Below are 12,236 nucleotides of genomic sequence, written 5' to 3' on the forward strand. Positions count from 1 at the left end.
ATCCGCACACAATCTATCCAGTAGCCCCTGGATAGATTGTAACACGGACACGAAAGGATGGGGTCTTACTTCTTCTTACCGCCGACTTTACCAGCTTTACCAGCTTTACGTCGAATCTTCTCACCGGCATAGCGAATACCTTTGCCTTTGTAAGGCTCGGGCTTACGTACACGGCGAATATCAGCAGCGACAGCGCCAACCAGCTGCTTATCGATACCACTGACACTGATCCTGGTCGCTTTGGTCGCGGCATCAACACCATCTACAGAGAGGGTAACACCAGCAGGTGCCTGTACCTCAATAGGATGTGAGTAGCCAACCAGGATGACCAGGTTGTTGCCAACTTTGTTGGCACGGTAACCAACACCATGGATCTCCAGTGACTTCGTATAACCTGTGGTTACACCGACCACCATGTTGTTGACCAGGGTACGATACAGGCCATGCTTTGCGCGATGTTCGCGGGCATCCGAAGGACGGGAAACCGTCAACTGGCCATCCTCGAGCTTTAAGCTCAGCTCGGGATCGACCTGCTGTGACAACTCACCCTTGGGACCTTTGACAGTCACATAGTTACCGTCTGTCCATTTCACCTCTACTTTTGGTGGGACAGCGATTGGAGCACGTCCAATACGAGACATTTGATACCTCCCTCTACCAAACGTAGCAGATGACTTCGCCGCCAAGACCCTGCTTGTAAGCGTTCGAACCGGTCATCAAGCCCTTTGGTGTCGAAAGAATCGCCACTCCCAGTCCACCACGGACACGGGGGATGTTGGCCTGCTTGGTATATACACGCAGACCCGGTTTGCTCACGCGCTTCAACTGCGTTACGACGGGCTTTTTCTCCACATAACGCAATGTCAAACGCAGAGTACCCTGCGGATTATCTTTCAGGATCTCGATGTCCTTAACATAGCCTTCTTCTTTGAGCACGCGCGCAAGACTCAGCTTCATTTTCGATGCTGGGATTAATACGCGAGTATGTCGTGCTGTGGCCGCATTACGAATGCGCGTAAGCATATCCGCAATGGGATCAGTCATATTCATGGATGTTCCTCCATCATCACATAGCAGTCAAAGCCCCTGGCTTTCTTGCTACATGTCCTTTCCTCTTCGCTCGCGATTCTACCAGCTCGATTTAGTCACACCGGGCAGCTCACCGCGTAACGCACGCTCGCGGAAGCAGATACGGCAGAGACCGAATTTGCGCATATATGCACGAGGTCGGCCGCAGACCTGGCAGCGGTTATGCTGCTGCACCTTGAAACGGGGCTTGCGCTGCGACTTCACAATCATTGAAATTTTTGCCATTCCGCCCTCCAGCGTTACTTCTTAAAGGGCATGCCCATCAATGCGAGCAGCCGTCGCCCTTCCTGATCCGATTTCGCTGTCGTGACGATGGTAATCTCCATACCGCGCAGCTTATCAATTTTGTCGTAATCGATCTCAGGAAAGACCAGTTGTTCACGCAAGCCCAATGTATAATTGCCGCGTCCGTCGAATGCATCCGGGGAAATGCCCTGGAAGTCGCGGATACGTGGCAGGGCCACGTTCAGTAATTTATCCAGGAAGTAGTCCATGCGGTCACCGCGCAGAGTTACCATACAGCCAATCTGCATACCTTCACGTAGTTTGAAGGCGGCAACGGACTTCTTGGCGCGGGTGATCACCGGGCGCTGCCCGGTGATTGCGGCCAGGTCGGCAACGGCTGCATCCATCGCTTTTGCGTTCTGGATGACCTCGCCCATGCCGATATTGACGACTACTTTGTGAATGCCTGGAACCTGCATCGGATTATCATAGTTGAACTCTTTCTGCAGGGCAGGTACAACTTCCTGGCGATAGCGTTCTTTAAATGCTGTTGCCATAATTCTTAACTCCTCGTGTTATCTGCAATAGCCTTATGGCATTTTTTGCATATACGCACAGGACGTTCCTTCTGGTCGGCCCCGAGAGGACGACGCTCGATGGACACACGAGTTTGTTCGCCGCACTCTGTGCAGATTAACATGACGTTCGAGACATGCAAAGGCATAGCCTTCTCAATCACACCGCCCTGCCGTGTCTGGCCCTGTGGGCGGATATGCTTCTTCACAACGTTCAGGCCCTCAACGATGACCTTGTTAGTCTGTGGAAGTGCCCGTGAAACCGTTCCGTCTTTCCCTCTATCCTTGCCGGTCAGAATGCGAACTTTGTCGCCCTTCTTAATGTTCATTTTGGCAAGGTGGAGAGGCTTTTTATCTTTTAAATGTGTTGCCATCTTCTTCCCCGTTAGAGCACTTCAGGTGCGAGCGAAACAAGTCGTGTGAAGTTCTTCTCACGCAATTCGCGGGCCACCGGGCCAAAGATACGCGTACCACGTGGGTTATTACCAGCGGCAATAATCACGGCAGCGTTCTCATCAAAACGAATATGCGAGCCATCGGGGCGTGAGTACTCTTTCGAGACACGCACCACAACAGCGTTAACGACATCGCCCTTTTTAACCTGTCCATTTGGCGTGGCCTGCTTTACAGAGGCCTTAATCACATCGCCAACTGTGGCATAGCGTTTGGAAGAACCACTCATAACGCGAATGCACATAATTTCTTTTGCGCCAGTGTTGTCGGCGACTTTCAGGCGTGTTTGTGGCTGAATCATCTGTCAAAACTCCCTATTCCGCCGACTCAGCGGATTCTTCCTGCAGGTTAGGATCGACCTCAGCCACAACTTGTTCCACTGGAACAATGCCGGAACCGTATTTCACGATCTCGACCAGGCGCCAGCGCTTCAATTTACTTAGCGGGCGGCTCTCCTCGATACGCACCAGATCGCCTACACTACAACTGTTGTCCTCATCATGCGCATAGAAGCGTGTTGTTTGTTTGAACGTACGCTTGTAAATGCGATGTTTCTTCAGGGACTCAACGACGACAACAATCGTCTTGTCCGCTTTATTGCTGACCACACGGCCGACTTTCTGCTGGCGGCGGCTGGTTTTCTTAGCTGCTGCCAGAGCTTGTTCTGCGGTGATCGCACTGGATTGCTGTGTCATTATTGCTCATTCTCCAATACGGTTAGGCGATGCAGGAGGCGCGCAATGTCTTTACGCGTCTGTGCAAACACGCGGCTGTTTTTCACTTCACCACGCTGCTGTTGCAAACGGAGGTTGAACAGTTTCAGGCGCAACTCTTTTACCTGGTTCTGCGCCTCGCCAGCCGATAATTCGGAAACTTCTTTACGGCGGTCATTAAGCTTCGACACTCTCCGCCTCCCCTCGTGTAATAAAGCGTGTTCTCACAGGCAATTTGTGACCAGCCAGGCGCACAGCTTCTTTTGCAATCTCTTCGCTGACGCCGCCGATCTCAAAAATGATGCGGCCCGGTTTAACGACCGCTACCCAGTGATCCACAGCACCTTTACCGCTACCCATACGGGTTTCGGCAGGCTTGGCAGTGATAGGCTTGTCAGGGAATACACGGATCCACACTTTACCACCACGCTTCATGAAGCGGGTGAGTGCAATACGTGCGGACTCGATCTGACGAGCCTCCATCCAGCAGGCTTCCATGGCCTGCAGACCATATTCGCCGAAAGAGAGAGTACTGCCGCGATGGGCCTCGCCTTTCATACGTCCACGGTGCTGTCGACGGTATTTTGTACGTGATGGTGCCAGTAACATGGCTTAGCTCTCCTCTACTCGCTCTGAGTGGCCCCGGTATCCGGCGTCGACGGTGTGGTCTCTGCAGGAGTTACTGCTGGTGCAGTGCTCTCGCTGACAGGTGTCTGCTCAGGACGTGGCTGACGGGGTGGACGCTGGGGTCGATCACCTTGTGGGCGAGGACCGCGGTCTCCACCTTGCGGACGTGGACTGCGCTCACCTTGTGGACGGTCGCCTGCTGGTCTGGGTGGACGCTGGGGTCGATCACCTTGTGGGCGAGGACCGCGGTCTCCACCGCGCGGACGATCTCCTGGTGTACGTGGACCGCGATCTGCGCCTTGTGGGCGTTCACCGCGTCCGCGACGCTCACCACCGCGACGGTCACCACGATCACGTGGTGCGAAATTCTGTTGCGCGGCGGCTTCCACCTGAGCCTCAGCTAATTCACGACGCTTGCTGGGCAGGATGTCACCTTTGTAGATCCACACTTTGATGCCGATAACACCAAATGTTGTGTGGGCCTCTGTCTGACCATAATCGATGTCGGCACGCAGGGTCTGCAACGGAACGCTTCCTTCGACTTCTTTCTCAGTTCGCGCAATTTCCGCACCACCCAGGCGACCACCACAGATCACTTTGATTCCTTTTGCATTGGCGCGCATTGATTTCTGCACGGCCTGCTTCATAGCGCGACGGAATGAAACGCGCTTTTCGAGCTGCTCGGCAATACTACGACCGACCAGGAAGGCATCCAGTTCCGGCTGGCGGATCTCGATGATATCCATGCGCACGCGGCGCTTTTTGGTCTTGGTCTCGAGAAGGTTGCGCAATTTGTCAACTTTCTCTCCACTCTTGCCGATAACAATACCAGGTTTCGCTGTATGTACTTTGACCAGTACCTGGTCGGCAGCGGTACGCTCGATCTCAATCTGAGAAACAGAAGCGTTGGCAAGCTCTTTTTTGATGATCTGGCGAATTTTGAAATCCTCCGCCAGGATATCTTTATAATCACGCTCGGCATACCAGCGAGACTGCCATCCTCTGACGACGCCGAGTCTGAACCCATTGGGATGCACTTTATGTCCCAAAAGTGTCCTCCTTTTAGTAGTCTCTAACGACCAGCGTCTGCCGGATCATCTGAGACAATCACTGTGACATGACAGAAGCGACGTAAAATACGAGCCGCCCGACCATGTGACCGTGGTTTCACACGTTTAATCCGGAACGAATCATCCGCCACAATATTAAGAATATACAGGTCATCTGGATTGAGATTGTAGTTATTCTCCGCATTTGCCGCGGCTGAAGCCACTACCTTGCTTACAGGTGTCGCGCCAGCGTTTGGCAAGAACTGGAGAATAGCCAGAGCCTCATTTACCCGAAGCCCTTTCACCGCGTTCGTAACCAGACGCATCTTGCGCGGCGGAATGCCGATATCTTTTGCAATAGCCCTGACTTGCATCTCTAACCTCACAATATACCCCGAGGAAGGGGCACTCTTTGGTCGGCCCCTGGGACAGTCACTTCAGGTCCCTAGTATCCTCGGAGGGCTCACCGCTTGAGCCACTTAACTTACCACTAACGGACGTTGGTGGTTTTTTCATTCTTGCCGCCAGCATGGCCACGATAGTGGCGGGTGGGGGCAAATTCACCTAGTTTGTGACCAACCATGTTTTCACTGACGAAAACTGGTACATGAGTCTTGCCGTTATGGACTCCAATGGTCATCCCAACCATTTCGGGGAAGATCATTGATGCGCGGGACCAGGTCTTGATCACACGGCGGTCGCCAGTCTTGCGCATAACCAGGATTTTCTTCCTGAGCGACTCATGAATATATGGCCCTTTTTTTCTTGAGCGAGACATAGATTACTTCCTCCTCCTGCCTGCATTGCGGCGTCGGACAATGAAGGGGTCCGTTCTCTTGTTTCTGCGAGTCTTGAAGCCCATCGCTGGCTTGCCCCAGGGTGTCTGTGGCTTACCACCAATAGGTGCGCGACCCTCACCACCACCATGAGGATGGTCACGTGGGTTCATAACAGATCCACGAACGGTTGGACGGCGACCGAGGTGACGTGAACGTCCGGCCTTACCAATGCTCTGGTTCTCATGGTCAACATTGCCGACCTGACCGATGGTTGCCATACACAGGATATGGACCCGGCGCTGCTCGCCCGAAGGCAAGCGCAGAAGGGCGTAATCGCCTTCTTTAGCCATCAACTGTGCACCGACACCAGCACCGCGGCAGAGCTGACCACCGCGACCACGCTCCATCTCAATGTTATGGATTGTGGTACCGGTTGGGATGTTCTTCAGAGGCAGGGCGTTACCAACACGAATGTCGGCTTCCGGGCCAGCCTCAACACGGTCATTAACCTGCAGGCCAAGAGGAGCGATGATATAACGCTTCTCGCCATCTACATAGTGCAACAGGGCAATGCGCGCTGTACGATTGGGATCATACTCGATCGCTGCCACGCGGGCAGGAACCCCAAGCTTGTTGCGCTTAAAGTCAATGATACGGTAGGCTCGTTTGGCACCACCACCATGGTGGCGGGTCGTAATCTTACCCTGGTTGTTACGTCCGGCATGCTTTTTCAGCTTTACCGTCAGAGATTTCTCTGGTCGTGTCTTGGTGATCTCCTCAAAGGTCGATACCGACATACCGCGACGTCCAGGAGATGTTGGTCGATACTGTCTAGTTGGCATCTCTCAATCCCCTATGCCTTTAATGCATCGATTGATTCACCCTTAGCAAGGGTGACAATCGCTTTCTTCCATTCGCGGGCCTCAACAGGTCGAGGAGCAGCACCACGTCGACGGATCAGTCGTGGCTTGCCAGGCATGCGCAGCACGTTAACCGCTACAACTTTTACGTTGAACAGTTGCTCAACCGCCCGTCGGACATCAATCTTGTTGGCATTGATTGCCACTTCAAAGGTATACTGGTTTCGCTCTTGCAACTTGACCGATTTCTCGGTCACGATACCTCGGCGCAGTATTTCTGTGATCTCCACAGTCTCTCCTCCTCGCCTTACGCTTCGCTTCCGGCGCTTGTAGCGGCTTCGTCAGCGAGCTTTAAGGTCGCTTCTTCCGCACTTAAGCCTTCGCCGAAAACCATTTCAATCCAGCGCACGGTTTTCACAGGCATCACTACATAATCATGCTTCAGCAACTCCACAACATTAATGGAGGAGACGTGCTGCACTTTGGCGGTCGGAATGTTTCGCGCCGATAATACAACGTTTTCGTCGCGCTGTGGCAACATCATGAGCACTTTTTTGCCTGCGCTGTTAGGCAATTTGCTCAGGATCGTCAACATGTCTTTGGTTCGAGGAGTATCCAGGACCAGATCCTTCAGGACGATCAAGCTTTCGTTGGCAACTTTGTCCGATAGGACAGAGCGGATAGCCAGGCGGCGCATTTTCTTAGGTACGTCGTGATGATAAGTATGTGGTCGAGGACCAAATACGGTACCACCGTGACGGAACTGTGGCGAACGGGTGCTACCCTGTCGCGCACGGCCTGTTCCTTTTTGCCGATACGGTTTTTTATTTCCGCCAGCTACTTCACTGCGAGTCTTGGTTGAGGCGTTACCCTGTCGGCGATTAACCAGTTGTGCTGTCACAACCTGGTGGAGAACCGCCATATTTGGGGTGACTCCGAACACCTGCTCGCTCAGTTCGAGCTGTTCTATGGCCTCACCGGCCAGATTATACACTGTAGTCGAGGGCATTTCGGTTACCTCATCACATGCTTTTTAATCATGAGCAAGCCGCCATTGGCACCAGGCACCGAACCCTTGACCACCAGCAGGTTGCGCTCAGGATCAGCTTGTATTACTTGCAATTTCTTCGCTGTCACGCGCACATTACCCATTTGTCCAGCCATGCGGGTCCCTTTAAGAACACGACCTGGCGTGGTACCTGAACCAATGGAGCCTGGAGCACGGTGTCGGTCCGACTGACCATGGGTCTTGGGGCCGCCACTAAATCCGTGTCGTTTGACGCCGCCCTGGAAACCTTTACCTTTGGTGGTTCCAACGATGTCAACTGACTCGCCATCCCTGAACAGGCTGACGTTAAACTCTGCGCCTAACTCGACGCCTTCGCTACTGGCATCCAGTCCTACTTCACGTAAGACACGGAATGGACCAAGGCTTGGGCCGGGACGACGCTGGCGGTTCGCTTGAACCTTTAACAGCTTCTGGATCTGCTTGCTGTTCTTTTTGGTGTCGGTCGCAGTCTCTGCTTCCGCACCCTCTGTGCGTTGCTCTTGCTGATGGGTCTGCAACGCTTTGCGCTGTGCCTTCAATAACGGCAGGCTGTGTCCAAGATGACCCAGTTCTGGGCGGGTGACATTCTTGGTAGCCTTCTGCTCAAAACCAAGCTGTACCGCTTCGTAACCATCACGGGCTGCAGTCTTTACCTGTGTCACAACACAAGGACCAGCCTCGATGATAGTGACTGGAATGGCTGTTCCATTGGGCCCAAATATCTGGGTCATGCCGACCTTCCTGCCCAACAATGCATTCAGCATATTCTTTACCTCTCCTCACTATAGGGATAGCATTTGCTTCCTTGGCAATCCCTACAGTTTAACTTCGATATCCACGCCTGCGGGCAGGTTCAAACGTGTCAGGGCTTCAACAGTTTTGTTGGTCGGATCGATGATGTCGATCAGACGTTTGTGTGTACGAATCTCGAACTGTTCGCGAGCATCCTTGTCGATAAACGGTGAACGCATCACGGTGTACTTATCGATCTCGGTTGGCAGCGGCACTGGCCCTGAGACTCGTGCCCCCGTCTGTTGCGCTGTATCCACGATCTGAATCGCCGACTGATCTAAGATGCGATGATCGAATGCCTTGAGGCGAATGCGGATACGCTGTTTCACTCCCGTAGCCATTTTTCTCTCCTGATACGGATAGGGTCAGAGGGCGATTTTGCTCATACATTTTGCCTGAGCAGTGTCCATGACCCTTTTTTGCTTAGCTTAGCTGATTACCTTTGTGCAGATACCAGCACCAACGGTTCGGCCACCTTCGCGGATGGCGAATTTTACGCCTTCTTCCATGGCGACCGGCTGGATTAACTCCACCGTCATTTCGATGTTATCACCAGGCATAACCATTTCAACACCCTCTGGCAATTTGATCGCGCCAGTTACGTCCGTGGTACGAACATAGAACTGAGGACGATAGCCATTGAAGAATGGTGTGTGACGGCCGCCCTCTTCTTTGGAGAGGACATAGACCTGGGCCAGGAAATTCTTGTGCGGTTTGATCGAACCGGGCTTGGCCAATACCTGACCGCGCTCGATGTCGGTACGCTCAACACCACGCAGCAGACAACCAACGTTGTCACCGGCCATGCCGGAGTCCAGGGTCTTCTGGAACATTTCAACGCCAGTTACCACGACTGAACGGGTGGCTTCCTGGATACCGACGATCTCGATATTGTCGCCGGTTTTGACGATACCACGCTCGATACGACCGGTCGCGACAGTACCGCGACCTTTAATACCGAAGACGTCCTCAACAGGCATCAAGAATGGCTGGTCGGTAGGACGTGGAGGTGTTGGGATGTAGGAGTCAACCTGGTCCATCAGTTCCCAGATGCACTTGGCAGCTGGATCGTTACGAGACAGGTCGCCCTTGCTCTCAAGAGCACCCAGGGCTGAACCACGGACAACGGGGATGTCGTCGCCAGGGAACTGGTTTTTGGAGAGCAGTTCGCGCACTTCCAACTCAACCAACTCTAGCAACTCTTCGTCATCCATCATGTCGACTTTATTGAGGAAGACCACCATCGATGGCACTTCTACCTGACGAGCAAGCAGTACGTGCTCACGGGTCTGAGGCATTGGGCCGTCAGGAGCACTCACTACGAGGATGGCACCGTCCATCTGAGCGGCACCGGTGATCATGTTTTTAATGTAGTCAGCGTGACCAGGGCAGTCGACGTGCGCATAGTGGCGCTTCTCAGTCTCATACTCCAGGTGAGCAATCGAGATGGTGATACCACGCTCGCGCTCTTCGGGAGCTTTGTCGATCTGGTCGAATGCTGTATATTTGGCAAGCTGAGCAGCAGACAATACTTTGGTGATTGCTGCAGTCAGGGTAGTCTTGCCATGGTCAATGTGTCCAATGGTTCCAATGTTCACATGCGGCTTTGTCCGCTCGAACTTTTTCTTCGCCATGTCAATCCCTCTTATTTTTTTATCATCCTGCGAACGTGCAGGACACATCTTTTAAGATACTTTCACCCGGTAGGCCTGTTCCCTGAATTCGGCACCGAGTTTGCAAAGTACATTAATGAATGTTTGCGATGTTTAAGTACTTCCTCGCACTCAGATGGCATGCAGCGCAGACCACAAGGTGGTGTTTTCTGAATGCTCTCAGAAGTTGTTACTGACAGGAGGTGATGGGAGGAAAAAATATCTCCCAGTTTTACCTATCTCGTTGCGAGGGGCACCAATGCTAGCACCCCTCATCGATCATTGTTACCGCTTATTTAGCTGAGCGCTTGGCGATAATCTCGTCCGACAGGTTCTTTGGCACTGGATCATAGTGCGAGAACTCCATCGTGTATGCCGCGCGTCCACTGGTCATAGAACGGAGGTCGTTCACGTAGCCGAACATTTCGGAAAGAGGAACATGACCACGCACCACACTCGTCGCCCCACGGGTTTCCATTCCCTGAATGATACCACGGCGACGGTTAAGATCGCCAATTACATCACCATAGAATTCTTCGGAAGTCGTGACTTCGACTTTCATCATTGGCTCAAGGATAATTGGTGCAGCCTTGGCAACCGCGTTTTTGATACCAATCGAACCAGCGGTTTTAAAGGCCATTTCACTTGAGTCTACATCGTGGTATGAACCATCATACAGGGTGACTTTGACATCGATCATTGGGAAACCGGCAATAACACCGTTCTCCAATGTCTCTCTGACACCGTTTTCAACTGGCTTGATGTATTCCTTCGGAACCACACCACCAACGATGCCGTTGACGAACTCGAAGCCTTTACCTGTCTCGTTTGGCTCAACACGCAGCCAGACATCACCGTATTGTCCATGTCCACCAGTCTGACGAACATGCTTACCTTGTGCCTGTGCCTGTTTCGTGATCGTTTCGCGATACGCTACCTGCGGACGACCAACATTAGCCTCAACTTTGAATTCGCGGAAGAGGCGATCGGTCAATACGTCCAGGTGCAACTCACCCATACCAGCGATAATGGTCTGACCACTCTCTTCGTCGGTATGTACGCGGAAAGTTGGATCTTCTTCAGCCAGCTTACCAAGAGCAACGCCCATCTTTTCCTGGTCGGCACGCGTCTTTGGCTCAACGGCCAATTCGATTACCGGCTCTGGGAACTGGATCGACTCCAGGACGATCGGCTGCTGTGGATCGGAGAGCGTGTCACCAGTGAAGGTGTTACGCAGACCAACTGCGGCACAGATGTCACCGGCGCGAATCTCATCGATATCTTCGCGGTGGTTAGCATGCATTCGCAGCAAACGACCAATGCGCTCGGTTTTACCCTTGGTAGAGTTTTCCATCGAGCCACCTTTAGTCATTGTACCAGAATAGACACGCAGATAGGAAAGTCTACCGACAAATGGGTCAGAGACAATCTTAAACACCAGTGCGCTAAATGGTGCATCGTCCGAAACTTCACGAGTTATCTGCTCTTCGGTATCAGGATTGATGCCGGTTGGAAGCTCGATATCCAATGGAGAAGGCAAGAATGCGACCACTGCATCAAGCATAGCCTGAACGCCCTTGTTTTTCAAGGAGCTACCACACAGTACCGGTACTATTTTGTTCGCGATAGTGGCTTTGCGCAGGGCTGCAAGCAGCTCTTCTTTGGAGATCTCTTCTCCCTCGAGATATTTCAGGGTTAGCTCTTCGTCAGTCTCGGCGATCTTCTCAATCAGAGACTCACGACGCTGCTCGTATGTTTCCTGAAGATCCTCTGGGATGTCAACGAATTTTGACGTTGTCCCCTTATCATCCGTGTAAACGATGGCCTTCTGTTCCAAAAGGTCGATATACCCTTTGAAATCGGACTCCATACCAATCGGGATCTGAATCGGAAGAGCATGTTTCGTTAAGCGATCTCCGATCATGTCCACACAGCGCCAGAAATCAGCACCCGTGCGGTCTAGCTTGTTTACAAAGCACATGCGGGGAACGTTGTACTTGTCGGCCTGGCGCCATACAGTCTCGGACTGTGGCTCTACACCAGCGACACCGTCGAAGACTACTACGCCACCGTCGAGAACGCGCAGTGAGCGCTCGACTTCAGCGGTAAAGTCTACGTGTCCCGGAGTATCAATGATATTGATACGGTGGTCCTGCCAGAAACAGGTGGTAGCAGCCGATGTAATCGTAATGCCACGCTCTTGCTCCTGCGCCATCCAGTCCATCGTCGCAGCCCCTTCATGCACCTCACCAATACGGTGGATCTTCTTGGTGTAGAACAGGATACGCTCAGTGGTGGTCGTTTTACCAGCGTCAATATGAGCGATGATACCAATATTTCGTGTTTTGTCGAGTGGATATTCTCTTGCCATGAT

19 protein-coding genes are annotated in these 12,236 nt (G+C 52.6%); all 19 read right to left on the reverse strand.

The genetic code is table 11. The features are described from left to right. Nucleotides 1-65: 65 nt before the first annotated feature. Nucleotides 66-641, reverse strand: a complete 576-nt coding sequence (rplF, locus tag EL645_RS10300; protein WP_126549942.1) for a 50S ribosomal protein L6 — start codon at nucleotides 639-641, stop codon at nucleotides 66-68. A 13-nt stretch (nucleotides 642-654) separates the two neighbouring features. Beyond that, entirely contained in the window at nucleotides 655-1,050 is a 396-nt protein-coding gene (gene rpsH, locus EL645_RS10305; protein ID WP_126549943.1) for a 30S ribosomal protein S8, read from the reverse strand. A gap of 78 nt (nucleotides 1,051-1,128) precedes the next feature. Continuing rightward, the gene (locus EL645_RS10310) at nucleotides 1,129-1,314 is read right to left on the reverse strand and encodes a type Z 30S ribosomal protein S14 (RefSeq protein ID WP_126549944.1); all 186 of its coding nucleotides are present in this window, start codon (nucleotides 1,312-1,314) and stop codon (nucleotides 1,129-1,131) included. Between the two features lie 14 nt (nucleotides 1,315-1,328). Then, nucleotides 1,329-1,871, reverse strand: a complete 543-nt coding sequence (gene rplE, locus EL645_RS10315) for a 50S ribosomal protein L5 (RefSeq protein ID WP_126549945.1) — start codon at nucleotides 1,869-1,871, stop codon at nucleotides 1,329-1,331. A gap of 5 nt (nucleotides 1,872-1,876) precedes the next feature. Continuing rightward, nucleotides 1,877-2,218 carry a 50S ribosomal protein L24 gene (rplX, locus tag EL645_RS10320; RefSeq protein ID WP_126549946.1) on the reverse strand — a complete coding sequence of 114 codons (342 nt, stop codon included), beginning with the start codon at nucleotides 2,216-2,218 and terminating at the stop codon, nucleotides 1,877-1,879. A gap of 56 nt (nucleotides 2,219-2,274) precedes the next feature. Continuing rightward, nucleotides 2,275-2,643: a 50S ribosomal protein L14 gene (gene rplN / locus EL645_RS10325; RefSeq protein ID WP_126549947.1), complete on the reverse strand. Its 369-nt coding sequence runs from the start codon at nucleotides 2,641-2,643 to the stop codon at nucleotides 2,275-2,277. A 13-nt stretch (nucleotides 2,644-2,656) separates the two neighbouring features. Next, nucleotides 2,657-3,037 carry a 30S ribosomal protein S17 gene (gene rpsQ / locus EL645_RS10330; protein WP_126549948.1) on the reverse strand — a complete coding sequence of 127 codons (381 nt, stop codon included), beginning with the start codon at nucleotides 3,035-3,037 and terminating at the stop codon, nucleotides 2,657-2,659. Beyond that, entirely contained in the window at nucleotides 3,037-3,246 is a 210-nt protein-coding gene (gene rpmC / locus EL645_RS10335) for a 50S ribosomal protein L29 (protein ID WP_126549949.1), read from the reverse strand. Before rpmC ends, rpsQ begins: the two co-directional genes overlap by 1 nt. Then, on the reverse strand, nucleotides 3,233-3,664 hold the full coding sequence (rplP, locus tag EL645_RS10340; protein WP_126549950.1) for a 50S ribosomal protein L16: 432 nt from the start codon (nucleotides 3,662-3,664) through the stop codon (nucleotides 3,233-3,235). Before rplP ends, rpmC begins: the two co-directional genes overlap by 14 nt. 14 nt (nucleotides 3,665-3,678) lie before the next feature. After that, nucleotides 3,679-4,731, reverse strand: coding sequence for a 30S ribosomal protein S3 (gene rpsC / locus EL645_RS45355; protein ID WP_218031804.1), 1,053 nt, complete (start codon nucleotides 4,729-4,731; stop codon nucleotides 3,679-3,681). A gap of 23 nt (nucleotides 4,732-4,754) precedes the next feature. Further along, complete coding sequence (rplV, locus tag EL645_RS10350; RefSeq protein ID WP_126549951.1) at nucleotides 4,755-5,105, reverse strand: 50S ribosomal protein L22; 351 nt, start codon at nucleotides 5,103-5,105, stop codon at nucleotides 4,755-4,757. A gap of 116 nt (nucleotides 5,106-5,221) precedes the next feature. Next, nucleotides 5,222-5,509, reverse strand: a complete 288-nt coding sequence (gene rpsS / locus EL645_RS10355) for a 30S ribosomal protein S19 (protein ID WP_126549952.1) — start codon at nucleotides 5,507-5,509, stop codon at nucleotides 5,222-5,224. Between the two features lie 3 nt (nucleotides 5,510-5,512). Further along, nucleotides 5,513-6,352 carry a 50S ribosomal protein L2 gene (gene rplB, locus EL645_RS10360; protein ID WP_126549953.1) on the reverse strand — a complete coding sequence of 280 codons (840 nt, stop codon included), beginning with the start codon at nucleotides 6,350-6,352 and terminating at the stop codon, nucleotides 5,513-5,515. Between the two features lie 11 nt (nucleotides 6,353-6,363). After that, nucleotides 6,364-6,660 (reverse strand): 50S ribosomal protein L23, encoded by a 297-nt coding sequence (gene rplW, locus EL645_RS10365; protein WP_126549954.1) that lies wholly within the window; start codon nucleotides 6,658-6,660, stop codon nucleotides 6,364-6,366. A 17-nt stretch (nucleotides 6,661-6,677) separates the two neighbouring features. Next, on the reverse strand, nucleotides 6,678-7,379 hold the full coding sequence (gene rplD, locus EL645_RS10370; protein WP_126549955.1) for a 50S ribosomal protein L4: 702 nt from the start codon (nucleotides 7,377-7,379) through the stop codon (nucleotides 6,678-6,680). A gap of 5 nt (nucleotides 7,380-7,384) precedes the next feature. Beyond that, nucleotides 7,385-8,182: a 50S ribosomal protein L3 gene (gene rplC, locus EL645_RS10375; RefSeq protein WP_126549956.1), complete on the reverse strand. Its 798-nt coding sequence runs from the start codon at nucleotides 8,180-8,182 to the stop codon at nucleotides 7,385-7,387. Between the two features lie 51 nt (nucleotides 8,183-8,233). Beyond that, complete coding sequence (gene rpsJ / locus EL645_RS10380) at nucleotides 8,234-8,551, reverse strand: 30S ribosomal protein S10 (protein WP_126549957.1); 318 nt, start codon at nucleotides 8,549-8,551, stop codon at nucleotides 8,234-8,236. A gap of 87 nt (nucleotides 8,552-8,638) precedes the next feature. Further along, nucleotides 8,639-9,844, reverse strand: a complete 1,206-nt coding sequence (tuf, locus tag EL645_RS10385; RefSeq protein WP_126549958.1) for an elongation factor Tu — start codon at nucleotides 9,842-9,844, stop codon at nucleotides 8,639-8,641. 310 nt (nucleotides 9,845-10,154) lie between these two features. Continuing rightward, nucleotides 10,155-12,233 (reverse strand): elongation factor G, encoded by a 2,079-nt coding sequence (gene fusA, locus EL645_RS10390; protein WP_126549959.1) that lies wholly within the window; start codon nucleotides 12,231-12,233, stop codon nucleotides 10,155-10,157. Between the last annotated feature and the right edge of the window lie 3 nt (nucleotides 12,234-12,236).

The sequence above is a fragment of the Dictyobacter kobayashii genome (assembly GCF_003967555.1).
GTDB classification, from domain to species: domain Bacteria; phylum Chloroflexota; class Ktedonobacteria; order Ktedonobacterales; family Ktedonobacteraceae; genus Dictyobacter; species Dictyobacter kobayashii.

Excerpts from the sequence above, each read along its gene's own strand:
- rplV (WP_126549951.1), bottom strand. The coding sequence starts at position 5,105 with ATGCAAGTCAGGGCTATTGCAAAAGATATCGGCATTCCGCCGCGCAAG.
- tuf (WP_126549958.1), bottom strand. The coding sequence starts at position 9,844 with ATGGCGAAGAAAAAGTTCGAGCGGACAAAGCCGCATGTGAACATTGGA.
- rplF (WP_126549942.1), bottom strand. The coding sequence starts at position 641 with ATGTCTCGTATTGGACGTGCTCCAATCGCTGTCCCACCAAAAGTAGAG.
- rplP (WP_126549950.1), bottom strand. The coding sequence starts at position 3,664 with ATGTTACTGGCACCATCACGTACAAAATACCGTCGACAGCACCGTGGA.
- rpsQ (WP_126549948.1), bottom strand. The coding sequence starts at position 3,037 with ATGACACAGCAATCCAGTGCGATCACCGCAGAACAAGCTCTGGCAGCA.
- EL645_RS10310 (WP_126549944.1), bottom strand. The coding sequence starts at position 1,314 with ATGGCAAAAATTTCAATGATTGTGAAGTCGCAGCGCAAGCCCCGTTTC.
- rpsJ (WP_126549957.1), bottom strand. The coding sequence starts at position 8,551 with ATGGCTACGGGAGTGAAACAGCGTATCCGCATTCGCCTCAAGGCATTC.
- rplN (WP_126549947.1), bottom strand. The coding sequence starts at position 2,643 with ATGATTCAGCCACAAACACGCCTGAAAGTCGCCGACAACACTGGCGCA.
- rplE (WP_126549945.1), bottom strand. The coding sequence starts at position 1,871 with ATGGCAACAGCATTTAAAGAACGCTATCGCCAGGAAGTTGTACCTGCC.
- rpsH (WP_126549943.1), bottom strand. The coding sequence starts at position 1,050 with ATGAATATGACTGATCCCATTGCGGATATGCTTACGCGCATTCGTAAT.
- rpsS (WP_126549952.1), bottom strand. The coding sequence starts at position 5,509 with ATGTCTCGCTCAAGAAAAAAAGGGCCATATATTCATGAGTCGCTCAGG.
- rplX (WP_126549946.1), bottom strand. The coding sequence starts at position 2,218 with ATGAACATTAAGAAGGGCGACAAAGTTCGCATTCTGACCGGCAAGGAT.
- rplC (WP_126549956.1), bottom strand. The coding sequence starts at position 8,182 with ATGCTGAATGCATTGTTGGGCAGGAAGGTCGGCATGACCCAGATATTT.
- fusA (WP_126549959.1), bottom strand. The coding sequence starts at position 12,233 with ATGGCAAGAGAATATCCACTCGACAAAACACGAAATATTGGTATCATC.
- rplB (WP_126549953.1), bottom strand. The coding sequence starts at position 6,352 with ATGCCAACTAGACAGTATCGACCAACATCTCCTGGACGTCGCGGTATG.
- rplD (WP_126549955.1), bottom strand. The coding sequence starts at position 7,379 with ATGCCCTCGACTACAGTGTATAATCTGGCCGGTGAGGCCATAGAACAG.